Here is a 22,563-nt window from a genome sequence, read left to right on the forward strand (position 1 = left end):
CTTCCGGTCGATTGGCCGCTGTCTCACTGGCTCACGCCCCTGCCAATCGGTTTCGCCGCTTCGTCACGGCGTTGATAAATCCGTCGCGGGCGTCGGAATGGCCCTGGCCGCGCGGCTCCAGCACGTGGCGGAGCAGGAACAGGCCGGTGACCTGGAAACCATCGAGCAGGTCCTGATCCGACCAGCTGTTGGCGCCGCTTTCGCCTTCGCGCAGGAATGCCGGCAGCGGCAACAGCCGGTCGCGCCACGGCTCGCCGGCCGTGCGGGACACGGCGCCGCCGGATTTCGGAGACACGTAGACCAGGTCGGTGGTCTCCCCGGTGGCCGCGCAGTTTTCCAAATCGAGCCCGAAACCCAGCTCGGTCAGCATCGCGAGCTCAAACCGGATCAGGTGCACGGCGGCAACGCCGGCGTCATCGAAATCGTCGAGCGTCCCCTGCAGCATCTCGTAGATGTCTTCATGCGGATCGCGCTCCGGCAACAGCCGCGCCAGCGCCGCCAGATGCGTGACGCCATAGACCGCATGCGACGAGGCCAGCAGCGTCGCCGCCCGCAGCCGGGTGCCCTCCAGCACATACATCCCGAGATGCTCGTCGAGCCGCGCCCGCCACACCGCGGTGACGCTGTTGCCGGGCTGCAGCAGCGGCCGCATCCGCGAGCCGGCGCCGCCGCGCACCAGGCCGAGATGGCGGCCATGCTGGCGCGTCAACAGCTCGACGATGGCAGAGGATTCGCCATGCCGCCGCACCCCCAGCACGATGCCTTCGTCGGTCCATTCCATGGTTGCAAAAGTATCATGTGGGGCGGATCAGCGCAGCGTAATCCGCCGATATCGCCAGGAAGTTACACCGCGGGTTACGCTTCGCTAACCCGCCCTACGCAGGCTTACGCGTTGAACCAGCCTTGGGCGTCACCGGTGAAGGAATAATACAGCCCGGCCGTGGTCAGGATGCAGGACACCACCTCGATGGCGCTGTCGAGCTCCAAGCCCCTTTCGCCCATCACCTGCACCAGCGAGATCACCGACAGCACCAGCATGGCAGCCAGCGCCCAGCGCGGCCAGTTCTTGCGGTGCCGCGCGGCGAGCCGGACGAAATACACCAGCAGCAGGATCATGCACCCTGCCGTCAGCGTCTCGCCCGTGATCATCTGCTCGGTCCTCACGGCGGTCGGCGTGCGGTCCTGGAACGCCACCGACAGCGCGTCGAGCGTCAGCGACAGATAGAGCAGCACCTCAAACCACAGCACGTTTCTGGGCACATTCATTGCTCTGGGCACGCTCATTGCTCTGGGCACGTTCAAACGCCGATCTATTCCTTGGGGAATTCCAGTCCCATTTCCCGGTAGCGGTCGGGATCGTCGCCCCAGTTCTCGCGCACCTTGACGAACAGGAACAGATGCACCGGCACGCCCATGATCTCGGCGAGCTCGGCGCGCGCCTGCGCGCCGATCGACTTGATAGTGGCGCCGCCCTTGCCGAGCACGATCTTGCGTTGGCTCTCGCGCTCGACATAGATCGTCTGCTCGATGCGGATCGACTTGTCCTTGCGGTCGGTCCAGCTGTCGGTCTCGACCGTCGACTGGTACGGCAATTCCTGATGCAGATGGCTGTAGATCTTCTCGCGCGTGATCTCGGCGGCCAGATGCCGCATCGGCGCGTCCGACATCTGGTCTTCGGGGTAGTGGAACGGCCCCTCGGGCACCATCTGCGCCAGCGTCCACCGCAGATCGTCGACGCCATCCTCCGACAACGCCGAGATCATGAATGTGTGCTCGAAGCGCATGCGTTCGTTGGCGGCCTGCGCCATCGCGAGCAATTTTTCCCGCTGAACGAGGTCGACCTTGTTCAGCACCAGGATCTTGGGATGCGCGACGGATTCGAGCTTGGCCAGAATCGCCTGCGCCTCCTCGTCGATCCCAGCCTTGGCATCGAGCAGCACGCAGACGAGATCGGCGTCGTGCGCGCCGCTCCAGGCGGTCGACACCATGGCGCGGTCGAGCCGGCGCCGCGGCGCGAAGATGCCGGGCGTATCGACCAGGATGATCTGCGCATTGCCCTCGATCACGATGCCGCGGATCAGCGCGCGCGTGGTCTGCACCTTGCGCGAGACGATGGTGACCTTGGAGCCCACCAGCGCATTGACCAGCGTCGACTTGCCGACATTGGGCGCACCGATCAGCGCGACGAAGCCACAGCGCGTCGCGTCCCCCTGCCCCTCCGCCTGTCCCTTGGCTTCGTCAGTCATTGGTGCCGACGCCTTCACGCTCGATCATGGCGGATGCTGCTGCTTTCTCGGCTGCGCGCTTGTTGCCGCCGAGCCCCTCGGCGGAGGCCAGTCCCGGCAGGTCGACCGCAACGCGGAATTGCGGATCGTGGTGCGGGCCGGTGCGTTCGACCTCGCGATAGACCGGCGTCGGCAGTCCCTTGCCCTGCGCCCATTCCTGCAGCACGGTCTTGGGATCGCGCAGCGGCCGGCGCAGCTTGTGCATCCGCTCGGTCCAGTTGCGCTCGACGAACTGGCGCGCGGCCTCGTAGCCGCCGTCGAGAAAGATCGCGCCGATCACCGCTTCGCAGATGTCGCCGAGCACGGACTTACGCAGCCGCGCGCCCTCGACCGCCTTCACCATGCCGAGCTTGATGTCCTCGAGCAGTCCGAGCGACTTGGCGACGTCGGCGCAGCTCTCCTTGCGCACGAGGTCGGCGAGCCGCTTCGACAATTCGCCCTCGTCGGCCTTCGGGAACGCCCGGAACAGCATGTCCGAGACGATCAGGCCGAGCACGTGGTCGCCGAGAAATTCCAGCCGCTGGTAGCTGTCGGCGCGGTTGCGGGTGGCGGGCTTCAGCGCGGAGACGTGGGTGAACGCGGTGGTCAGCAGCGCGGGATCCGAGAAATTGTACCCGATGCGCGCCTCGGTGCCGGCGATCGCGGCCTTCTCTTCGGCCGCCTTGGCGGCCTTGCTGCGCCGCTTCTTCGGCGCAGCCGTGCCATCCGCGGCAGGCGTCGGGCTCGGCTCGCCGGCGGGCGCTTGATCGTTGATGGCTGCGGTGTCGTCGTTCATCGCACGATGGAGAATAGGCGGTTCCACCGCACCGCGAACGGCCAGCGCCAGATCATCCAGGCCTGCTCGCCCTCGGCGATCGAGAAGAAGATCATCTGGGCCCGCCCGATGATGTTCTCGAACGGCACGTAGCCGACCTGCGACAGGAAGCGGCTGTCGGTGGAATTGTCGCGGTTGTCGCCCATCATGAAGAAATGGCCGGGCGGAACGGTGTAGACGATGGTGTTGTCCATGTAGCTGTTGTCGGTGCAGTCCAGCGCCTCATAGCTGACGCCGTTCGGCAGGGTTTCCTTCCAGCGCTTGACGCGGGCGGAGGCATCCGCCGAGCCGCAAGGGTCCTCGCCGATGAAGTCGCTCAGCCGTTCCCGCTTGATCGGCTCATCATTGATGTAGAGCAGCCCGTTCCTGACCTCGATCCGGTCGCCCGGCAGTCCGATGACGCGCTTGATGTAGTCGGTGGAGTCGTCGCGCGGCAGGCGAAACACCACGATGTCGCCGCGGTTCGGCTCCGAGCCGAAGATGCGCCCCGAGAAGATGTTCGGCGAGAACGGGATCGAATAATGGCTATAGCCGTAGGAATATTTCGACACGAACAGGTAGTCTCCCACCAACAACGTCGCCTTCATCGAGCCCGACGGGATGTTGAACGGCTGGAACAGGAAGGTGCGGATGACGAGCGCGATTAGAAGGGCATGGATGACGACGCGGATGGTCTCGCCAAAGCCGCTCTCAGATTTGGTCCCGGTGGTCGCGCTCATTGCTTTCCCAATTCCCGCGGGCCCAGATACCCGCGCGGTGGCAGAACGTTCTCTCCACGCGAAGCGCTCGATCCCCGCGTGAGGAAAATGGCCTTGATTCTGATCTTGAGGGCAAATCCCGACCTAAACCCGAAATTCGCGTCTCGCTCGATATACCCAGCGGCGTTTTAGACGGTTGTTCGCAAGGGCGCAATCAATCGCCGCCTCAAAACTTCGCAATTCATTGAAATGTCAATGATTTTTTAGTTTGCTGAAGTTTTCCGGCCGATTCCGGCGCCCTGCGCTCATCTGGCCGGAGCAACCGCCGAAATTATGACGAAGGCCTGCGCCAGCGGCCAATCGTCTGTGATCGAAAGGTCGATCTGCGCCTGCATGCCCTCGGGCGTCAGTTCCTGGAGCCGGGCCAGCGCGCCACCGGTCAGCCGCATCGACGGCCGCCCTCCCGGCAGGTTGACCACCCCCATGTCCTTCCACCATACCCCGCGCCGGATACCGGTGCCGAGCGCCTTGGAGCAGGCCTCCTTGGCGGCGAAGCGCTTGGCGTAGGTCGCCACCACCATCTTCTCATTGTTGGCCCGGCGCATCGCCTTGGCGCGCTCGGCATCGGTGAAGATGCGATCGAGGAATCGCTCGCCATGGCGCTCGATCACCTTCGCGACCCGCGTGATATCGATCAGGTCGGAGCCGATGCCGATGATCATGCGCCGACTGCGCCTTGCGCCCTGGCGCGGCCGCGGTCCATCGCCGCGCGCATCTCGCGCACCGTCCCGGCGATGCCGACGAACAGCGCCTCGCCCATCATGAAGTAACCGATGTTCAGCTCGCGAATCTCGGGCAGCGCGGAAATCGTCTCCGCGGTCTCATAGTCGAGCCCATGGCCGGCATGGACCTCGAGCCCGGCCGCCTGCGCGAGCTTGGCGCCATCGACGATGCGCTTCCATTCGGCCTCCGCCTTGTCGGCGCGGCCGTCGACCACGGCGTCGCACCAGCCGCCGGTATGGATCTCGATCACGGGTGCCTTCAGCTTCGCCGCCATCTCGATCTGCCTTGGATCGGCGGCGATGAACAGCGAGACCCGGATGCCGGCATCATTGAGCCGCGCGATGAACGGCGCCAGCGCATTGTGCTGGCCGACCACGTCGAGGCCACCTTCGGTGGTGAGTTCCTGGCGCCGCTCCGGCACCAGGCAGACGGCGTGGGGCTTGGTGGCGAGCGAAATCCGCAGCATGTCGTCGGTCGCCGCCATCTCGAAATTCAGCGGCTTGGAGATCTCGGCCTTGAGCCGTGCCATGTCCTCGTCGCGGATGTGACGGCGATCCTCGCGCAAATGCGCGGTGATGCCGTCGGCGCCGGCTTCGATCGCGGCGAGCGCCAGCCGCACCGGATCGGGCCGCGCCCCGCCGCGCGCATTGCGCAAGGTCGCGACGTGATCGACATTGATACCGAGGCGCAGCGGAGGAGCTTTTGACATTTCTTGGACCTGCAAATCTAACTCGTGATGCGCGGGCATAGCCGTCCGGAGGACGGCGTCGCTTCCGCTCGCCTATGCCCCGCGCATCCATATTCAACCATTGACGCGCTCGACCTTTGCGACGACGGCCTTGGCGCGCAACTGCGCGATGATAGCGAGGAGATGCTTGAGGTCATAGACCTCAAGATCGATGGTCAGCTCCGTAAAATCCGGCGACTGGCGCGACATGTGGATGTTGTCGATATTGCCGTCGTGCTCGGCGATCACGGTGGCGATCTGGGCGAGGCTGCCGGGCTCGTTCACATTGTGGACCAGGATACGCGCCGGGAAACGCTGCGGCATGGTCTCGTCGATGTCCCAGCGCACGTCGAGCCAGCGCTCCGGCTCCTCCTCGAAATCCTTCAGCGCCGGCGACTGGATCGGATAGATCGTGATCCCCTCGCCCGGCGTCACGATGCCGACGATCCGGTCGCCCGGCACGGCACCGCCGTTCGGCGCGAATTTCACCGGCAGGTCGGAATTGATGCCGCGCACCGGGATCACCGAGGTGGCGCGCGCCGGATGCGGCGGGGTCTGCGTCTTCAGCTTGGCGGCGAGCCCCTTCTTGGCGCCATAGCGCACCAGGCGCTCTTCCTTGTAGTCGGGATACATCGCGCGCGCGACATCGGAAGCCTTGATCTCGCCGCGCCCGACCGAGGCCATCACGTCCTCGATCGAGGTCCGCGCGAGCCGCGGCAATGCGCCCTTCAGCTTGTCGTCGGCATATTCGATCTTGGCGCGGGCAAACAGGCGGTCGACGATGCGGCGGCCGAGGCCGGCATACTGGTCGCGCACGGCATCACGGGTGGCACGCCGGATCGCGGCGCGCGCCTTGCCGGTGCGGGCGAGCGCTTCCCAGGCCGACGGCGGCGCCGACTGCGCCTTCGAGGTCAGCACCTCGACCTCGTCACCATTCTGCAGCTCGGAGGACAGCGGCGCGAACTTGCCATTGATCTTGCAGCCGACCGCGCTGTTGCCGACACCGGTGTGCACGGCATAGGCGAAATCGATCACATTGGCGTTGCGCGGCAGCGCGATCAGCTTGCCCTTCGGCGTGAAGCAGAACACCTGGTCGTGGAACAGCTCGAGCTTGGTGTGCTCCAGAAACTCTTCCGGGTTGGCGCTTTCCGAAAGGATGCCGATGGTGTGGCGCAGCCAAGCGAAGGCGTTGGACTCGTGCTTCATCCGCTCGTGCGGCGAGCCCGCCCCTTCCTTGTAGAAGGCGTGCGCGGCGATGCCGAACTCGGCGATCTGGTTCATCTCCTCGGTGCGGATCTGCAGCTCGACGCGCTGCTTGCCCGGACCGATCACGGTGGTGTGGATCGAGCGGTAGTCGTTCTGCTTCGGCGTCGAGATGTAGTCCTTGAAGCGGCCCGGCACCACCGGCCAGGTGGTGTGGACGATGCCGAGCGCGCGGTAGCAGGCACCGACATCGTCGAGGATGACGCGGAAGCCGTAGATGTCGGACAGTTGCTCGAAGCCGACCGACTTGCGCTCCATCTTGGTCCAGATCGAAAACGGCTGCTTGCGGCGACCGAACACCCGCGCGGTGATGCCGTTCTTCTGCAGGTTCTTGGAGAGCTGGCTTTCGATCTCGCCGATCAAATTGCGGTTGCGCTCGGCCAGCGCGTCGAGCCGCTGCTTGACCACGGCATAGGCCTCGGGATCGAGCACGAAGAAGGACAGGTCCTCGAGCTCCTCGCGCATCTCCTGCATACCCATGCGGCCGGCGAGCGGCGCATAGATGTCCAGCGTCTCGTCGGCGATGCGGCGGCGCGAGGCCGGCGGCACGAATTCCAGCGTGCGCATGTTGTGCAGGCGGTCGGCGAGCTTGATCAGCAACACGCGGACGTCGTCAGCAATCGCCAGCAACAGCTTGCGCAGATTCTCGGCCTGCTTGGCCTCGCGCGACACCAGCTCCAGCCGCTTCAGCTTGGTCAGGCCTTCGACCAGCGCCCCGATCTCGTGGCCGAAGACATGATCGATCTCGGCGCGCGTCGCCTCGGTGTCCTCGATCGTGTCGTGCAGCAGGGCCGCGACGATCGTGGCATCGTCGAGCTTGAGGTTGGTGAGGATCGCGGCGACCTCGAGCGGATGCGAGAAATAGGGATCGCCGGAGGCACGGGTCTGCGTGCCGTGCGCTTTCATGGCGTAGACATAGGCGCGGTTGAGCAGGTCCTCGTTGGTATCGGGGTTATAGGAGCGGACGCGCTCGACAAGGTCATATTGTCGCATCATGCGCGTCCGCGGCTTGGCCGGCCGCTCCGCCGCGGACGACGTCGGCGCCACTGCGACCGTTTCGGTTGCAGCCTGCATCTGGATGGAACTGCGGCGTCGATACGCCATGAACGCGATGCCTCTCCCGCGGGACCAGAACGTCCCACCTTGCTCAATCTAGTGCGCTTTCGAATGAAGCAGCACCCTGCGCGGGCCTTGGAACCGTTCAATTTCCCGCGCCCGCATAGGACGCACCGTAACAGCGAAATTGTCAACAAAAGCAAAGGCCCGGAGCAATGTCCGGGCCTTTTTCAAATCAATCCGAAACGAGGAGCTTATTCGTCTTCCTCGGGCTGCTCTTCCGGGGGCGCCAGGCCTTCGAGGCCCTTCAGCAGCTCTTCCTCAGTCATCCGCTCGACCGCGACCTCGGTGTCGTCTGCATCAACGCTGGCACCGGCGGAACCGATCAGCGGCACGGTGTCGGGCTCGGGCTCGTCGACCTCGACGAACTTCTGCAGCGAGTGCACGAGTTCCTCTTTCAGGTCTTCCGGCGAGATCGTCGAATCGGCGATCTCCCGCAGCGAGACCACCGGGTTCTTGTCGTTGTCGCGATCAACCGTGAGTTGCGAGCCCGACGAGATCATCCGGGCGCGATGCGCAGCCAACAGGACCAGGTCGAAACGATTGTCGACCTTATCAATGCAATCTTCGACGGTGACGCGAGCCATCTCGAGGCGCTCCGTGGTAAAAAGGGACCGAACATGTTGGTTATGAGGGTTAGTTATAGGGCTAGCCCCGGTTTCGCAAGGTAAAATTTGTGATTTGCCTTCCCAACAGGCTCTGATAACCCGATCTGCCGGGGCCAGAAGGGCCGGAGCGTCTGACGACATGGCTAGGTTGCTGTCCCAGACAAGTAAATCTCTTCATTGCAATGTCAAAGGTCTAGGCTTTTTGCCCTCGCCTCACCATAATTGCGGTGGTGACTGTCGTGGGGAAAGATTCACAGAACTTTAGGCAGCAACGCAGGAAATTGCGCGCGGTCGTTCGCCGCTGCGCTAAAAACACTAACAACCACGCGAGAACACTTTGATGTCGTCACCTGTTTCCAACAAGATCGCGCTCTTCATCGACGGAGCCAATCTGTACGCAACCGCAAAGACGCTGGGCTTCGACATCGACTACAAGCGCCTCCTCAAGGAATTCCAGAGTCGAGGCACGCTGCTGCGGGCGTTCTACTACACGGCGATCATTGAGGATCAGGAGTACTCGTCGATCCGTCCGCTGATCGACTGGCTCGACTACAACGGCTACACCGTCGTCACCAAGGCCACCAAGGAATTCATCGACGCCAGTGGCCGCCGCAAGGTGAAGGGCAATATGGACATCGAGCTCGCGGTCGATGCCATGGAACTTGCCGAACACATCGACCAGATGATCCTGTTTTCCGGCGATGGCGACTTCCGTTCCCTGGTCGAGGCGGTGCAGCGCCGCGGCGTCCGCGTCACCGTCATCTCCACCATTGCCAGCCAGCCGCCGATGATCGCCGACGAGCTGCGCCGCCAGGCCGACGTCTTCACCGACCTCGTCGAGCTGCAATCCAAGCTCGGCCGCGATCCGTCCGAACGTCCGGCCCCGCGCGAACCGCGTCACCACTCCCCGCAATTCCTGCAGCGCGCGACCACCACCATGGCCCCACGGGGAGCCGATGACGATTTCGACGAGTAACCTCGTCGCCGCACCTACGCGCCCCGACAGCAACTGTCAGCTCTGTGTCAGGCTGGCCGACTTCCGCGCACAAACGCGGGCCCTCCACCCGGACTGGTTCAACTCGCCGGTGGAGTCTTTCGGCGACCCAAATGCGCGGCTGTTGATCGTCGGGCTAGCGCCGGGCATGCAGGGCGCCAACCGCACCGGCCGTCCTTTCACCGGCGATTATGCCGGTGACCTGCTCTACGCGACCCTGCTTGAATATGGCTTCGCCAGCGGCGTCTATCAGGCACGCCCGGACGACGGACTGAAGCTGGTCGACAGCCGGATCAGCAACGCGGTGCGTTGCGTGCCGCCGCAGAACAAGCCGCTGCCGGCCGAGATCAACACCTGCCGGCAATTCCTGAGCGCCACCATCGCCACGATGCCGAAGCTGCGCGCGATCGTGCTGCTCGGGCGAATCGCCCACGAATCGACGTTGAAGGCGCTGGCCATCCGGCTGGCTGCGGCGCCCTTTGTGCACGGTGCAGTGCATAGCGCTGGCACCTTTAAGCTCTACGACAGCTATCACTGCTCGCGTTACAACACGAACACGGGCGTGTTGACGACCGACATGTTCCGCAAGGTCTTCGCGACCGTGCGGAAGGACCTCGGTTAGGGATCAGCCCTCGCCGACCGCCTGATCGATCAGCGACAGGCGCTTCACAACCATTGCGGGCGCCAGGATTGCGCCCGGCGCGACAACCGCGTTAGCGCCGATCCTTGTTCGGTCGCCAACGAGGGCGCCAAACTTTTCGACTCCCGTCTCAAGCCGTGTGCCCTTGTGGAAGAACGAAATCATCGGCCTGACCAATTCGTTTCGGTAGTTGGCGATGATCGATCCTGCCTCAAGATTGACCCCGCTGCCGAGAAGGCTGTCTCCAACGAAGTTGAAATGAGCGAGCTTTGAGCCTGTGAAGACGAATGAGGACTTCAGCTCGGCTCCAGGCCCAAGAATGCAATTGGCCTCCAACCAGCAGCCGCCGCGGACGTACGCGCCTGCAGCAATGAAACAACCTGGCCCAACGATGGCCGGCCCCTTGACGACGGCACCACCCTCGATCGTTGACGTACAATGCACGGCAACACCATCGGCGATCGCGTAACCGTCACGCAAGCCACCCAGCAGACGCTCGACAATTCCAACCGCGCCGAGCGTCAACTCCCACGGCATGCTCTCGGCGAATTCTCCGAGCGCAGACGAGCCAAACCCGGCGATGTACTCGTCGATCACCGGCGTTCCCGACATCTACTTGACCGGATGTTCCCTGAGCCACCCCAGCACATCGTCGGCGTTCCGATCCGGCGGAAACACCGGATAGAATACCTGCGTGATGCGAGCGTCGTCGATCACAAGCGCGAGCCGCTTGATCAGCGTCAGCCCGGCAACCGACATGGTCGGTAACCTCAAGGCCTTCGTCAGTTCCAGCGCTTCGTCGGACAGCACCGGGAACGGCAGGTGCAGGCGTGACGCCATTTCGGTCTGGTACGCATTGCTTTGGGTCGACAGCCCGAACACCTGCCCCGCCCCGGCCGCCTTCAGGTCGGCGAACAGGTCGCGGAACGCGCAGGTTTGCGGCGTACAGCCGCGGGCGCCCGGGATCATGTCCCAATCATCGACCAGCCCGATCTTGCCGGGCTCGCCGGTCCGCGGATAGGCGAACACCACGGTGTGGCCCTCGAGCGCCGACAACGTCACCGACGTGTCGTTGGTGGCGCGCAAGGTCACCGGCGGGATCGTCATGCCGGTCAGATGCGCCGCGCCGCCGTCGTCCGTGGGCGGTGGGATCTTGCTCCAGTCGACATCGGTCAGGCTCGATTGAGTCATGCTACGCTCCAACAAGGCGCGAATGGCGAGTGGCAATAGCGAATGGAAGAAGGATGTCGTTCCTGTCCTATTCGCCACTCGCCATTCGCTACTCGCCCTATCCTCGCGCCCGCATCAGGCGGCTCTTCTCGCGGCCCCAGTCGCGCTTCTTCTCGGACTCGCGCTTGTCGTGCAGCTTCTTGCCCTTGGCGATCGCGAGCAGCAGTTTGGCACGGCCGCGCTCGTTGAAGTACAGCTTCAGCGGAATGAGCGTCATGCCCTCGCGGTCGACAGCGCCGAGCAGCTTGTTGATCTGCTTGCGATGCAGCAGCAGCTTGCGCGGCCGCTTCGGCTCGTGGTTGAAGCGGTTGGCCTGCAGATATTCGGGGATATTGGCGTTGATCAGCCATATCTCGCCGTTCTTGGAATCCGCATAGGATTCCGCGATCGTGCTCTTGCCGCTGCGGATCGATTTCACCTCGGTGCCGGTCAGCGAGATGCCGGCCTCGATCGTATCCTCGATGGCGTAGTTGAAGCGGGCCTTTCGGTTTTCGGCGACAACCTTGATCGGACGTTCGTTCTTGTCGGCCACTTTAGCCCTTCTTGAGGAGGTCGCGGATTTCCGTCAGCAGCACGACCTCGTCGGACGGCTTCGGCGGCTCGGCGGCCTTGGCCTCATCCTTGCGCTTGAACTGGTTCATGGCACGGATGACCAGGAACAGCACGAAGGCGATGATCAGGAAGTTGAGCGTCAACGTGAGGAAGTTGCCCCAGGCGAGCACCGCCCCCTGCTTCTTGGCGTCGGCCAGGTTGGTCGCGTTGACCGCCTTGGAAAGTCCGGTGAAATAGTTGGAGAAATCGAGCCCGCCCGTGATCGCGCCGATGATCGGCATGATGATGTCGCCGACCAGCGAGGTGACGATCGCGCCGAAGGCTGCGCCGATGATGACGCCGACGGCGAGGTCGACGACATTGCCCTTCATGGCGAATTCGCGGAATTCCTTCAGCATGCCCACCCCCTTCTCTTCGACATTGCGCACGGCATTGTTCACGGCAGGTCCGGTCCGGCTCAGTTGATCAGGCCGGCATGCACCATGGCGCTGCGGACAGCAGTACGGGTCGCTTCGGTGACCGGCACCATCGGCAGGCGCAGCTTCTCGTCCAGTTTGCCGAGCAGCGACATCGCGTACTTCACCGGCGCCGGATTGCTCTCGATGAACAGATTGGTGTGCAGCGGCATCAGCTTGTCATGGATCTTCAGCGCCGTGGTGACGTCGCCCTTCTGCCAGGCGGTCTGGAATTCCGAGCACAGTCGCGGCGCGACGTTCGAGGTCACCGAGATGCAGCCATGGCCGCCATGCGCCATGTAGCCGATGATCGTCGCGTCCTCGCCGGACAGCTGGTTGAAGTCCTCGCCCATCGCGGCGCGCTGCTGCGAGACCCGCACCATGCTCGCGGTCGCGTCCTTGACGCCGGCGATGTTCTTCAGCTCGAACAGCCGCTTCATGGTGTCGACCGACATGTCGATCACCGAGCGCGGCGGGATGTTGTAGATGATGATCGGAATGCCGATCGCATCGTTGATCGCCTTGAAGTGCTGGTACATGCCTTCCTGGGTCGGCTTGTTGTAGTACGGCGTCACGACCAGCACCGCGTTGGCCCCTGCCTTCTCCGCGTGCTCGGCGAGCTCGATCGCTTCCTTGGTCGAATTCGAGCCGGCGCCGGCGATCACCGGCACCCGGCCGCTGGCCTCCTCGATGCACCACTCGACCACCCGCTTGTGCTCGTCATGGCTGAGCGTCGGGCTCTCGCCTGTCGTGCCGACCGGCACCAGGCCGTGCGTGCCCTCGGCGATCTGCCAGTTCACGAGGCTGCGGAAGGCCGCCTCGTCCACCGAGCCGTTCTTGAAGGGCGTCACCAAGGCAGTGAATGACCCCCGGAATTTTGTCTTGGCTGCCATGGACTTCCTCCAAACGCTTCAGGCTATAGGCTAGGTCGACGGACCGTTCTTGTTGGCGCTTCGCGTCCGTGCGACCGGCACTGGTCGATGCGAAACGCCACGAAAGGCAATTCATATCGGGTCTGGCCGACAGGCGAAAGGGCCGCACCGTACCTATTCCTAGCCGGTTCCAGCCGCGATTTTGCCGTGGTGCTGGCGCAAACAGCCGCACCGGCAGACTTCTTAGTATTTTGTCTACGTTTTCAATCAAATAAGAAACCCATGTAAGAAACCCTTGGCCCGAACGACCAGATGATTCGGGGCCGCAGAGGACTTTCGTGATCCGTTCCGCCCGCGCAGGCACATTGCGATCGACGGCGCTGGCGACGAGCCTCGCGCTCGTTGTCGGCCTTGCCGCCGTCACATCAGATGCATGGGCCGCCGCGGATGCGCCGGCAACACCGCCGGCTGCCGACAACGCCGCTCCCAAAGCCGCGGCTCCCAAGGCCGCCGCGCCGAAGGCCGCCACTCCCAAAGCCGCGGCACCGAAGTCTGCCGCTCCCAAGGCGGCTGCTCCCAATGCCGACGCTCCCAAGGCGGCTGCTTCAAAGCCAGCCGCAACCAAGAGCGACTCCGCAAAGACCGACGCCGCGAAGACAACTGCTTCCAAGTCCGGCGCGGCCAAGACGGACGCCAAGACCGTTCATCCCAAGACCACCGATTCCAAGAGCACGGGGTCAAAGACCGACACGCACAAGACCACCGCGCCCGCTTCGACGGGAAGTCTGCCAAAGAAACCGACGCCCGCCAGCGTCGCCGCCCCCGCGCTGGTTCCCGCGACTCGCCAGCATGCCGCCCCTGTCGTGCGCAAGCCGGTGGTGCCTGCGGCGGTGGCCGCGACATCGTCGACGTCGCAGTCAGACAAGGACGCGCTCGCCAACGTCGTCGAGCTGCTGCGCAAGCGCAGGCCTTCCGACGCCACCGAGGCCGAGGCCTCGATCTCCGATCCGGTCGCGCGCAAGCTTGCCGAATGGCTGATCCTGCGCAGCGAGGACAATGGCGCCTCGGTCGAGCGCTACCGCAGCTTCCTCGACGCCAATCCGAGCTGGCCCTCGCAGACCTTCCTGCGCCGCCGCATCGAGGCCTCGCTGTGGGACGACCGTCGCGACGATTCCGCGGTCTGGGCTTGGTTCCAGAATGAATCGCCGGTTTCGGCCAAGGGCCGGCTCGCGCTCGCCAAGGTGATGATCGGCCGCGGCGACCGCGGCAATGCCGAGCGCCTGGTCCGCGAGGCCTGGCGCAACGACGGGATGAGCGAGGACACCGAAACCGCCGCGCTCGATCTGTTCGGCTCGTTCCTCACCGCCGGCGACCACAAGGCGCGCATGGACACCATGCTCTACGGCACTGACAACGAGGCTGCCGGCATACGCGAGGCCAAGCGGCTCGGCTCCGGTTACGTGGCGCTGGCCAAGGCCCGCATCGCCGCCACCCGCAAGGGCTCGAACCTGCGCGCGCTGCTCGAAGCGGTGCCGAGCGAACTCTCCGGCGACACCGGCTATTTGTTCGCGAAGATCCAGTTGCTCCGCCGTGAAGAGAAATTCGATGAAGCCGCGCGGCTGATGCTGAGCGCGCCGAAGGAAGCCTCTCGCCTCTACAATGTCGACGAATGGTGGATCGAGCGCCGGCTGCTGGCGCGCAAGATGATCGACACCAACGAGTTTCGCACCGCCTATCTGATCGCGCGCGACGCGGCGCTGCCGGCCCGCGACATCTACAAGACCGAGCAGGAATTCACCGCCGGCTGGATCGCGCTGCGCTTCCTCAACGATCCCGCCCTCGCCGCCCAGCATTTCGCGCGGATCGGCGTCGGCAGCGCCAACCCGACCGCGCTGGCGCGTGCCGGCTATTGGCAGGGCCGCGCCGCGGAAGCCGCCGGCCGCGGCCAGGAGGCTCGCGCCGCCTATGCACGCGCGGCCGAACAATCCACCAGCTACTACGGACAGCTGGCGCGCGCAAAACTCGGCCTGCCGCAGATCGAGCTGAACAGCGCGCCGCGCGGCCGCGGCGCCGATCGGCTGGAGATCGTACGCGCAGTGGCGCTGCTGTACGAGATCGACGCGCGCGAGCTCGCGATCCCGATCTACGGCGACCTCGGCGACAATGGCGATCCGGAAGCGCTGGCCGGCCTCGGCGAGCTGACCGCACGCAACGGCGACGCACGCGGCATGCTGCTGATGGGCAAGTCCGCGCTCAACCGCGGACTGCCGTTCGACCACTACGCCTATCCGGTCAACGGCATTCCGTCGTTCCGCCAGGTCGGGCCGGAGGTCGAGCAGAGCGTCGTCTATGCGATTGCGCGCCAGGAGAGCGCGTTCAATCCGGCCGTGGTGTCGCCGGCCCAGGCCTACGGCTTGATGCAGGTGACGCCCGACGCCGGACGTTACGTCTGCAAGCGCGCCGGCATCGGCTTCGACCTCAACCGGATGAAGACCGACCCGGTCTACAACGCGATGCTTGGCGCCGCCGAGCTCGGCGGGCTGCTCGAGGACTACCGCGGCTCCTACATCCTGACCTTCGCCGCCTACAATGCCGGCCGCGGCAGCGTGAAGAAGTGGATCGAGCGCTACGGCGACCCGCGCGATCCCAAGGTCGACGCGGTCGACTGGGTCGAGCTGATTCCGTTCTCGGAGACGCGGAACTACGTCCAGCGGATCATGGAGAACCTGCAGGTCTATCGCGCCCGCTTCGGCGGCGGGACCCGGTTGCAGATCGAGGCCGACCTGCACCGCGGCGCCAGCGTGGAATGACCGGCGGGAGCGGTTTTCAACAGGCTTGCGACGGATCGCGGCCGAATCCTGACGCAACTCATTGTTATAATTAGAATTTCGTGCGATTTGCTGCGTCAACGCCTCCCGATTGGCGCTCTATATGAAGGCTCCAGGGCGGCCGTCGGCGCAGCTGCCACCAAATCACCTTGTCGCAATCTGAATCTGCCGCTTGCGGCTCAGCGCCCTCTCGGGCATATCGGCGCCATTGGAGACGTGGCCGAGTGGCTGAAGGCGGCGGTTTGCTAAACCGTTATAGGCTTGTAAAGGCCTATCGAGGGTTCGAATCCCTCCGTCTCCGCCATTGTCTCCATTAAGATACTGCCACTATTGACGTTTTTTTTTCAATATCACCCTGACAACCCCCAATCCAACCTACACCTGCCGCAAACGTTGCGCGCCAATAGCCGATCGTTCGATTGACTCATTGTAGCGGCACAACCGGGCGTACTTTTGTAAGCTTTGAGTTGATTCCGCTTTTTCGATTGTCCGAAGGTTTTGCCATGGCGGCAATTACGCTTGATCTTGGATTTCGGGTAGTCCCCGCCGATCGCCAAATCTTCATCGCGTTCCCCGGAAAGGGCTACGGCCTCTATCCTACCGGCTCGATCGCATCTTCCCACAGCTGCCGGGCTAGGTGGTGTGGACTCTAAGGATTCCCTTTTAGGAGCAAATCAGATTCAAGGCTGCTTTTGGGGAGGCCGCCTTGGGTGTGATGGACCGTTTGGTATTGAGCGACGCGGCGTGGGAGCGGATAGCGCCGCTGATCATAGGGCGCCCCGATCAGAAGGGCTCCACCGGGCGCGACAACCGGATGTTCGTGGAAGGTGTGCTGTGGATCGTGCGTACGGGGTCTCCCTGGCGCGATCTTCCGGAGGTGTTTGGGGACTGGAACAGCGTGTTCCGGCGCTTCAGTCGATGGAGCATCAAGGGTGTTTGGTGGCGGATCTTCGAGGCGATGTCCGATGATCCGGACTTCGAATATCTGATCGTCGATTCCACCATTGTTCGGGCGCATCAGCACGCCGCCGGCGCCAAAAAGGGGGGTCTGAAGATCAAGCGGAAGATCAAGCGATCGGCCGCTCGCGCGGCGGCCTGAGCACCAAGATACATATGGCCGTTCGAGGCTTGGGATGTCCGGTGCGGTTCACGCTTACCGCAGGTCAGAAGGGCGATGCACCGCAAGCCGCCGCATTGATCGAAGGCTTATCCGCCGAGGTCGTCATGGCCGATACGGCCTATGACGCCGATCACTTGCGCCAAGCCATCGCCGCCAAAGGCGCGCTCGCCGTGATCCCCAACAACCCGTCACGGGCGCTCAAATATCCACTCGACAAGCATTTCTATGCCCAGCGTCATCTCGTCGAATGCTGCTTCTCAAAGCTCAAGCAGTTCCGCCGCGTTGCAACCCGCTTCGAAAAGACCGCCCGAAATTACCTGGCCGTCGTCACTCTCGCAGCCATCGTCTTATGGATGCGATAAGTGTCCACACCACCTAGACCTACTTCCAAACAGGCCTTTTTCCGAACAACCGGAAGCGTCGCGCGCGCACGTCGTCTCCGCAATTGGCATCGATCGAAAAGACAGGACGATTTACCCAGTCGCCGACTTGCGGACTACGAGCGCATCGATGCCGGTCTGTACATCCACAAGGTCGTACTAACTTCAATACCAACTTTTGTACGCGGCGCCGTGCGATAGTGGCGGCTGATTTCACTTGGTCAAGAAAAGTGCCGAACTTGGCGGCTGCTTTGCCGCCCACTCGGTGAGGTTTGGTTCTTGGCGCGCGCATCGTAACGCCAAGCATCCGCTCTGCTGCAACCAACAGGCTACTCGATGGTCGCCGCAAGTTGAGCTAAGTCAATGTGCCGTCCTTTCGAGACCATCGAGCTATTGCTCATTGAACAATCAATGCCGCATGCGTGACATATTCACATCACGGCTTCGCTGGTTCGCTCTTTTCGGATGGCGCCGCATTGCGTCGGCGCCATTTTGATGCGTGCTCGAACTTGCGGTGATTGATAGCCAAGGTCAGCTGCTCGACATCCCCTGCGTCCGCCACACCGAGGGCTGGCTGGACGCTGCCACGATGCAACCTATCACTGTGTCGGCGACGCACTGGCGCTACTGGCGGCCCGATGTCCTGCCGATGTCCTGCTGCTGACAATGGCGCGGTTTGGTCCCATCAACCGACTGGTCTCGGTCCTGCTCCTGCGGTCACGGATGCCGCAATCGCGGCGGGCGGACTGGACACTCGTCCTGGCTCTCGCCTGTACCGCGTTGGCCACCGCATCGGCGATTTCACTGGTGTATTTTCACTACTTGGATCGGCCCTGACGGGCTCATCGTCGGCGATGGCGCGCCAGGCCGCGCCATCAAGATCGTCATACTGGCCGGTCTTGAGTGACCAGAGAAAGCCGAGCAGGCCGGCAAAGCCGAGCGCGAGCGCCAGCGGCACCAGAATGACCAGAATTTCCATCAGACTGCCTCCCTCGTTCGCGCTCGCAGCGCATTGAGCATCACGATGACCGAGGAGCCTGACATGGCCGCCGCGGCGATCAATGGAGTGACCAGGCCGGTTATCGCGATCGGCACGGCCAAGACGTTGTATATGACGGCGAGCCAGAGGTTTTGCCGCATCAGCCGCAACGCCTTGCGGGATACCTTGACCGCGGTCAGCACCGGCGCGAGGTGTTCGCCAAGGAAAACAGCGTCCGCGACCGCCTGGCTGACATGCGTGGCCGTGACGGGCGACATCGAGGCGTGCGCCGTAGCCAGCGCCGGCGCATCGTTCAAACCGTCGCCGACCATCAATACCTTGCAGCCCTGACGCGCCAATTCCTCGATCCGGGTGATCTTGTCGACCGGAGAGACCTCGGCGCGCCATTCATGCACGCCAAGCATCCGGGCCGCCAGCCGAACAGCAGGCTCACGGTCCCCCGACACGATCTCGACGGCGAGGCCCATGCGCGCCAAATCCGCCACCACATCGGCGGCGTCCAGCCGCAACCGTTGCCGAACCGCGAAAGCGTATCTGGTCTCGCCATGCCTGAATGCGACGACGGATGCTTCCGGATCGTGGCACAGGATCTCGTTGGCGAGGTCATTGGCGCCGCAGAATGACGGGCGGCCCAGCAGGATCGGACACCCCTCGTGAAAGCCGTGGACGCCCTGGCCCGGCTCCTCCTGGATATCAGGCAGTGGTGAGGCCGCGCCCGCCTTGCGCGCCACCGCGGCAGCGACCGGGTGCCGGCTCGAAAGCGCCAGCCGGCCCGCGAGCCTCACGACATCGTCGGGAATGTCCGAGAGATTGGCCACATCGAGCTCCGGCAGAGTCAGGGTTCCCGTCTTGTCGAAGATCACCCGGTCGATCTCGGCGATCCGCTCGATCGCATCGCCGGCGTTGAGCAACACGCCTGAACCGAACAGCGCGCCGGACGCCACGGTCTGCACCGCCGGAATGGCAAGGCCCAACGCGCAGGGGCAAGTGATGATCAGGACCGCAATCGCCGTCACGATCGAATCATGAAAGCTGGCGCCATACGCCAGCCAGCCGAGCATCGTCAGGAGCGCGGTCGCGTGCACAACCGGAGCGTAGAGCCTTGACGCGCGCTCGGCCAGACGCAGATAGCGCGAGCGCGCCTGCAGCGCGTGCTCGAGCAGCCCGGAAATCTCGTCCAGCAGCGTGCCGCCCGAGGCTGCCGACGCGCGGACGCGCAACGTGCCGGAACGCACCAGCGTGCCGGCGAACACGGCGCTGCCGGGTGCCACCATCGCCGGCAAGGTTTCGCCGGTGATCAGGCTTTGATCGACCTCGGAGCGGCCCTCGATCACGTTGCCGTCTACCGCGCAGCGCTCGCCGGGTCGCAGCAACACGATATCGCCCGGCCGGATCGCGGCCGCCGGAACGGTTCTGATCTCTGTTGGGCTGATGAACTTCGTCGCGGTTTCCGCCTTCAGGGCCGCGAGGTTTCCGGCAAACGCCCGGGTGCGCCGCCGCATGTTCTGATCGAGGTACCGGCCGGCCAGGAGAAATGCGATCAACATGATCGCGGCATCGAAATAGGCATGCTCGGCGTGATTGACGGTCTCGATCACCGAGGTTGCCAGCGCGAGCACGATACCGATACTGATCGGCACATCCATATTGACGCTTCGTGCTCGCAGGGCCGACAGCGCTGATGAGAAGAAAGGCTGCGCCGAATAGGCGGCGGCCGGCAGCACGATCAACGCCGACAGCCAGTGGAAGAAGTCGCGCTGCTCCGGCAGCATGTCGGAGACGTTGCCGGACCATACCGGGACCGACAGCATCATCACGTTCATCGCGGCAAAAGCGGCGACACCCAGCCTGCGCAATAAGCCCTGTGCCCGCTGCCCTTCCCGCGTTTCGGCATCGTCCCGCTCAAATGGATACGCCTTGTAGCCGAGCTCCGCGAGCCGGTTCACAAACAGCGCCGGATCGAGCGCGCCTGCCTTCCATTCCAGGGCAAGGCGGCTGTCGGTCAGATTCACGCGGGCCAAGGTGACGTCCGGTATGGTGGTCAGACTGCGCTCGATCTTGGCCATGCAGCCCGCGCAATTGATGCCCTCGACCGCGAGATCGAGATGGACGATCCCGGTGCCCGCGTTCTTCAGATAATGGGAAAAATCGATATCGGCTTGCATGCGGGTCACCCTCAGTTCAGCAGAACACGATTTCTGGACAGGAACATGCGGTGGCCGTCGGCATCGCCTTCGATCACAAGATCCCACTGCCCTGCGGCGACACCGTCGACGCGACCACGATAGCTTCCAAGGCCGGCCTCACCGACCTCGATCCCTCGATCGGCGCGACGATCGATCGGCCGTTCGAGCCGAGCCAGAAAACTCATTCCGGTCAGAGGCGCGCCGGCGTGGTCATGCGCCTCGAGAACGATTGCGGCGGTGCCATCAGCCCGTCGATCAATGTGTGCGTTTACTTGCCAGTCACGCTCGTTCTGCTGCCTCGCCGCCACGATCTCGCGCTGATAGGCGAGGCTGGCGCTATAAGCGCTGGCGACCTCGGTTCCCGGCAGCGTCGTGATTGCAAAACGCATCATGACCATGTTCACGCTGATCACGACGGCAAAGAAAGCGACCGTCGTGACCAGGACAAATCGTCCGGTGATGGGGCGCGCGGCTGAACTTGAGGCTGCCATGGTGACAATCCGTCGTTATGGAAGAACAAAGTGATCAGATGCGGAGGCGACTTCTCCGAGACCAATGTCAGTGATACGGAATGTGATCGGCATGGACTTCTCTGCCTTTCCATCGATCCGCGCCGTCACCAGCACTCGCAGCTCGGTTGTGGTGTCGCGCGCAAGGACGATCATCGGCCGGTCCGGCGTCACGGAGTCCGCGCCGATGACATGCAGCTTTGCATCGGCTGGCCCGTCGATGTCGATGGCGACCACACGATCGAAGCCGCGCTTGTTGAGGAAACGCACCGTGTATCCGTTACGGATCGCGCCGTCGCTGAGATGCACCGCAATGGGGTTGCGGTCGTGCAGCACATTGACGTCGAGCAGGGTCCGCGACATCAAGGCGTACAGCATCACTGCGCAGACCACCGTGATCAAGCCCGCATATACGACCGTACGTGCACGAACGGGCTTGAATATCTCCTCCTTGCCGGCAACACGGCGCTGAACATTGATGTCGTTATCGTAGCCAATCAGGCCGGTCTTGCGGCTAACCTTCGTCATGACCGAATCGCAAGCATCAATGCACAGGCCGCATTGGATGCAGCCGAGTTGTGCGCCATCGCGGATGTCGATGCCAGTCGGACACACGGCAACGCACTGGTTGCAATCGATGCAATCGCCCGCCTTCTCGCCGAGCGCGCGGATGTCGAACGCCTTCTTCACCGAGCAACGTGGCTCGCCACGATCGTATTTATAGGTAACGTTGAGCGCCCATTCGTCGGTCAACGCGGCCTGAATCCGGGGCCACGGGCACATATAGACGCAGACCTGCTCGCGCATGTAGCCGGCCAGCAAATAGGTCGACGCGGTCAGGGTCGCGATCCAGATATACGCGATCGCCGGAGCCTGAAAAGTCGCCAGATCGCTCACCAGCGTTGGCGCATCGGCAAAATAAAGCACCCAGGCGCCACCGGTCCACCAGGCGATCATCAGCCAGATCGCGTGCTTCAACACACGGCGACCGGCGCGCTTTACGGTCATCGGCCCGGCATCGGCCTTCATCTGTGCGCGGCGGTCGCCTTCGACCAGGCGCTCGACCGCATAGAACAGGTCGGTCCAGACCGTTTGTGGGCAGAGATAGCCGCACCAGATTCGGCCGCCAAGCGCGTTCATCAGGAACAAGGTGAGCGCCGCAAGCACCAGGAGGCCGGTGAAGTAATAGACCTCCTGCGGCCACAACTCGATGAAGAAGAAATAGAAGCGACGATTGGGGAAATCGATCAGGACCGCCTGATCTGGCGCGCCAAGACCGCGATTCCAGCGTACGAAGGGCAGCAAGTAGTAGACGCCGAGGCAGACGGCCATCAGCCGCCATTTGATCGAGCGGAACCGGCCGGAGACGCTCTGCGGGAATACCTTCTTGCGAGGCGCGTAGAGCGGTCCGTCTTCGTCGGTTATGAGTTCATGAGGCAACACGGGCTTGTTCATAACTCTGCTCGAATGAGGCTTTCATCGAAGCCTACATCCCTGTGCCGA

Annotated in this window: 20 protein-coding genes, 1 tRNA gene and 2 pseudogenes; 5 read left to right on the forward strand and 18 right to left on the reverse strand. The window is 63.5% G+C overall.

The genetic code is table 11. The features are described from left to right. Nucleotides 1-31 precede the first annotated feature (31 nt). From recO to rpoZ, 9 genes are all read right to left on the reverse strand, one after another. Entirely contained in the window at nt 32-781 is a 750-nt protein-coding gene (recO, locus tag WDM24_RS23140; protein WP_338827067.1) for a DNA repair protein RecO, read from the reverse strand. Between the two features lie 104 nt (nt 782-885). Further along, nucleotides 886-1,266: a hypothetical protein gene (locus WDM24_RS23145; RefSeq protein WP_166294478.1), complete on the reverse strand. Its 381-nt coding sequence runs from the start codon at nt 1,264-1,266 to the stop codon at nt 886-888. Between the two features lie 44 nt (nt 1,267-1,310). Further along, nucleotides 1,311-2,246 (reverse strand): GTPase Era, encoded by a 936-nt coding sequence (era, locus tag WDM24_RS23150; RefSeq protein WP_338827069.1) that lies wholly within the window; start codon nt 2,244-2,246, stop codon nt 1,311-1,313. Further along, the gene (gene rnc / locus WDM24_RS23155) at nt 2,239-3,060 is read right to left on the reverse strand and encodes a ribonuclease III (RefSeq protein WP_338689248.1); all 822 of its coding nucleotides are present in this window, start codon (nt 3,058-3,060) and stop codon (nt 2,239-2,241) included. The genes era and rnc overlap by 8 nt, the downstream gene beginning before the upstream one ends. Next, complete coding sequence (gene lepB / locus WDM24_RS23160) at nt 3,057-3,818, reverse strand: signal peptidase I (protein ID WP_338827072.1); 762 nt, start codon at nt 3,816-3,818, stop codon at nt 3,057-3,059. The genes rnc and lepB overlap by 4 nt, the downstream gene beginning before the upstream one ends. A 284-nt stretch (nt 3,819-4,102) precedes the next feature. Further along, nucleotides 4,103-4,519 carry a holo-ACP synthase gene (gene acpS, locus WDM24_RS23165; protein WP_021078359.1) on the reverse strand — a complete coding sequence of 139 codons (417 nt, stop codon included), beginning with the start codon at nt 4,517-4,519 and terminating at the stop codon, nt 4,103-4,105. After that, complete coding sequence (locus WDM24_RS23170; protein ID WP_338827073.1) at nt 4,516-5,289, reverse strand: pyridoxine 5'-phosphate synthase; 774 nt, start codon at nt 5,287-5,289, stop codon at nt 4,516-4,518. Before WDM24_RS23170 ends, acpS begins: the two co-directional genes overlap by 4 nt. Before the next feature lie 93 nt (nt 5,290-5,382). After that, nucleotides 5,383-7,674 (reverse strand): bifunctional (p)ppGpp synthetase/guanosine-3',5'-bis(diphosphate) 3'-pyrophosphohydrolase, encoded by a 2,292-nt coding sequence (locus WDM24_RS23175; protein WP_338689255.1) that lies wholly within the window; start codon nt 7,672-7,674, stop codon nt 5,383-5,385. A 206-nt stretch (nt 7,675-7,880) separates the two neighbouring features. Next, on the reverse strand, nt 7,881-8,273 hold the full coding sequence (gene rpoZ / locus WDM24_RS23180) for a DNA-directed RNA polymerase subunit omega (RefSeq protein WP_016844003.1): 393 nt from the start codon (nt 8,271-8,273) through the stop codon (nt 7,881-7,883). Nucleotides 8,274-8,634: 361 nt separating this feature from the next. Between rpoZ and WDM24_RS23185 the strand changes: the two genes are divergently transcribed. Further along, entirely contained in the window at nt 8,635-9,270 is a 636-nt protein-coding gene (locus WDM24_RS23185) for an NYN domain-containing protein (protein WP_029081102.1), read from the forward strand. Continuing rightward, nucleotides 9,251-9,910 (forward strand): uracil-DNA glycosylase, encoded by a 660-nt coding sequence (locus tag WDM24_RS23190; RefSeq protein WP_338827075.1) that lies wholly within the window; start codon nt 9,251-9,253, stop codon nt 9,908-9,910. Before WDM24_RS23185 ends, WDM24_RS23190 begins: the two co-directional genes overlap by 20 nt. A gap of 3 nt (nt 9,911-9,913) precedes the next feature. Here the strand turns inward: WDM24_RS23190 and WDM24_RS23195 are convergent, their stop codons facing one another. The 5 genes from WDM24_RS23195 to dapA form a co-directional block, all read right to left on the reverse strand. Next, nucleotides 9,914-10,525, reverse strand: coding sequence for an LpxA family transferase (locus WDM24_RS23195; protein ID WP_338827077.1), 612 nt, complete (start codon nt 10,523-10,525; stop codon nt 9,914-9,916). A 15-nt stretch (nt 10,526-10,540) separates the two neighbouring features. After that, complete coding sequence (locus tag WDM24_RS23200) at nt 10,541-11,119, reverse strand: peroxiredoxin (RefSeq protein ID WP_338827078.1); 579 nt, start codon at nt 11,117-11,119, stop codon at nt 10,541-10,543. A 97-nt stretch (nt 11,120-11,216) separates the two neighbouring features. Further along, a complete protein-coding gene (gene smpB / locus WDM24_RS23205; RefSeq protein ID WP_338827080.1) occupies nt 11,217-11,690 on the reverse strand; it encodes an SsrA-binding protein SmpB in 474 nt (157 codons plus the stop codon). A 1-nt stretch (nt 11,691) separates the two neighbouring features. Beyond that, nucleotides 11,692-12,108 (reverse strand): large conductance mechanosensitive channel protein MscL, encoded by a 417-nt coding sequence (mscL, locus tag WDM24_RS23210; protein ID WP_166306627.1) that lies wholly within the window; start codon nt 12,106-12,108, stop codon nt 11,692-11,694. A gap of 59 nt (nt 12,109-12,167) precedes the next feature. Next, nucleotides 12,168-13,058, reverse strand: a complete 891-nt coding sequence (gene dapA, locus WDM24_RS23215) for a 4-hydroxy-tetrahydrodipicolinate synthase (protein WP_338827081.1) — start codon at nt 13,056-13,058, stop codon at nt 12,168-12,170. Nucleotides 13,059-13,378: 320 nt separating this feature from the next. Here dapA and WDM24_RS23220 point away from each other — a divergent pair, with 320 nt between their 5' ends. The 3 genes and pseudogenes from WDM24_RS23220 to WDM24_RS23230 all read left to right on the forward strand — a co-directional run bounded on the left by WDM24_RS23220 (nt 13,379) and on the right by WDM24_RS23230 (nt 17,347). After that, a complete protein-coding gene (locus WDM24_RS23220) occupies nt 13,379-15,847 on the forward strand; it encodes a transglycosylase SLT domain-containing protein (protein ID WP_414645769.1) in 2,469 nt (822 codons plus the stop codon). A gap of 228 nt (nt 15,848-16,075) precedes the next feature. Continuing rightward, nucleotides 16,076-16,169: transfer RNA gene (locus tag WDM24_RS23225), tRNA-Ser, on the forward strand. Nucleotides 16,170-16,571: 402 nt separating this feature from the next. Beyond that, nucleotides 16,572-17,347, forward strand: a pseudogene (locus WDM24_RS23230) (IS5 family transposase). An 838-nt stretch (nt 17,348-18,185) separates the two neighbouring features. Here the strand turns inward: WDM24_RS23230 and ccoS are convergent. The 4 genes and pseudogenes from ccoS to ccoG all read right to left on the reverse strand — a co-directional run. Beyond that, nucleotides 18,186-18,344: pseudogene (gene ccoS / locus WDM24_RS23235) on the reverse strand (cbb3-type cytochrome oxidase assembly protein CcoS); the annotation flags it as partial. After that, nucleotides 18,344-20,530 (reverse strand): heavy metal translocating P-type ATPase, encoded by a 2,187-nt coding sequence (locus WDM24_RS23240; RefSeq protein WP_338827083.1) that lies wholly within the window; start codon nt 20,528-20,530, stop codon nt 18,344-18,346. The pseudogene ccoS and the gene WDM24_RS23240, both read right to left, overlap by 1 nt. Before the next feature lie 11 nt (nt 20,531-20,541). After that, nucleotides 20,542-21,042: a FixH family protein gene (locus tag WDM24_RS23245; protein ID WP_338827084.1), complete on the reverse strand. Its 501-nt coding sequence runs from the start codon at nt 21,040-21,042 to the stop codon at nt 20,542-20,544. Nucleotides 21,043-21,057: 15 nt separating this feature from the next. Next, nucleotides 21,058-22,515 (reverse strand): cytochrome c oxidase accessory protein CcoG, encoded by a 1,458-nt coding sequence (ccoG, locus tag WDM24_RS23250; protein WP_338827086.1) that lies wholly within the window; start codon nt 22,513-22,515, stop codon nt 21,058-21,060. Nucleotides 22,516-22,563 lie beyond the last annotated feature (48 nt).

This window comes from Bradyrhizobium sp. 27S5, from assembly GCF_037217225.1.
Lineage (GTDB): Bacteria > Pseudomonadota > Alphaproteobacteria > Rhizobiales > Xanthobacteraceae > Bradyrhizobium > Bradyrhizobium septentrionale.

Coding starts and splice junctions, on each gene's coding strand:
- WDM24_RS23200 (WP_338827078.1), bottom strand. CDS start 11,119: ATGACTCAATCGAGCCTGACCGATGTCGACTGGAGCAAGATCCCACCG.
- WDM24_RS23175 (WP_338689255.1), bottom strand. CDS start 7,674: ATGGCGTATCGACGCCGCAGTTCCATCCAGATGCAGGCTGCAACCGAA.
- recO (WP_338827067.1), bottom strand. CDS start 781: ATGGAATGGACCGACGAAGGCATCGTGCTGGGGGTGCGGCGGCATGGC.
- WDM24_RS23170 (WP_338827073.1), bottom strand. CDS start 5,289: ATGTCAAAAGCTCCTCCGCTGCGCCTCGGTATCAATGTCGATCACGTC.
- acpS (WP_021078359.1), bottom strand. CDS start 4,519: ATGATCATCGGCATCGGCTCCGACCTGATCGATATCACGCGGGTCGCG.
- WDM24_RS23245 (WP_338827084.1), bottom strand. CDS start 21,042: ATGGCAGCCTCAAGTTCAGCCGCGCGCCCCATCACCGGACGATTTGTC.
- rpoZ (WP_016844003.1), bottom strand. CDS start 8,273: ATGGCTCGCGTCACCGTCGAAGATTGCATTGATAAGGTCGACAATCGT.
- mscL (WP_166306627.1), bottom strand. CDS start 12,108: ATGCTGAAGGAATTCCGCGAATTCGCCATGAAGGGCAATGTCGTCGAC.
- WDM24_RS23240 (WP_338827083.1), bottom strand. CDS start 20,530: ATGCAAGCCGATATCGATTTTTCCCATTATCTGAAGAACGCGGGCACC.
- lepB (WP_338827072.1), bottom strand. CDS start 3,818: ATGAGCGCGACCACCGGGACCAAATCTGAGAGCGGCTTTGGCGAGACC.
- WDM24_RS23145 (WP_166294478.1), bottom strand. CDS start 1,266: ATGAATGTGCCCAGAAACGTGCTGTGGTTTGAGGTGCTGCTCTATCTG.
- rnc (WP_338689248.1), bottom strand. CDS start 3,060: ATGAACGACGACACCGCAGCCATCAACGATCAAGCGCCCGCCGGCGAG.
- WDM24_RS23185 (WP_029081102.1), top strand. CDS start 8,635: ATGTCGTCACCTGTTTCCAACAAGATCGCGCTCTTCATCGACGGAGCC.
- ccoG (WP_338827086.1), bottom strand. CDS start 22,515: ATGAACAAGCCCGTGTTGCCTCATGAACTCATAACCGACGAAGACGGA.
- era (WP_338827069.1), bottom strand. CDS start 2,246: ATGACTGACGAAGCCAAGGGACAGGCGGAGGGGCAGGGGGACGCGACG.
- WDM24_RS23190 (WP_338827075.1), top strand. CDS start 9,251: ATGACGATTTCGACGAGTAACCTCGTCGCCGCACCTACGCGCCCCGAC.
- dapA (WP_338827081.1), bottom strand. CDS start 13,058: ATGGCAGCCAAGACAAAATTCCGGGGGTCATTCACTGCCTTGGTGACG.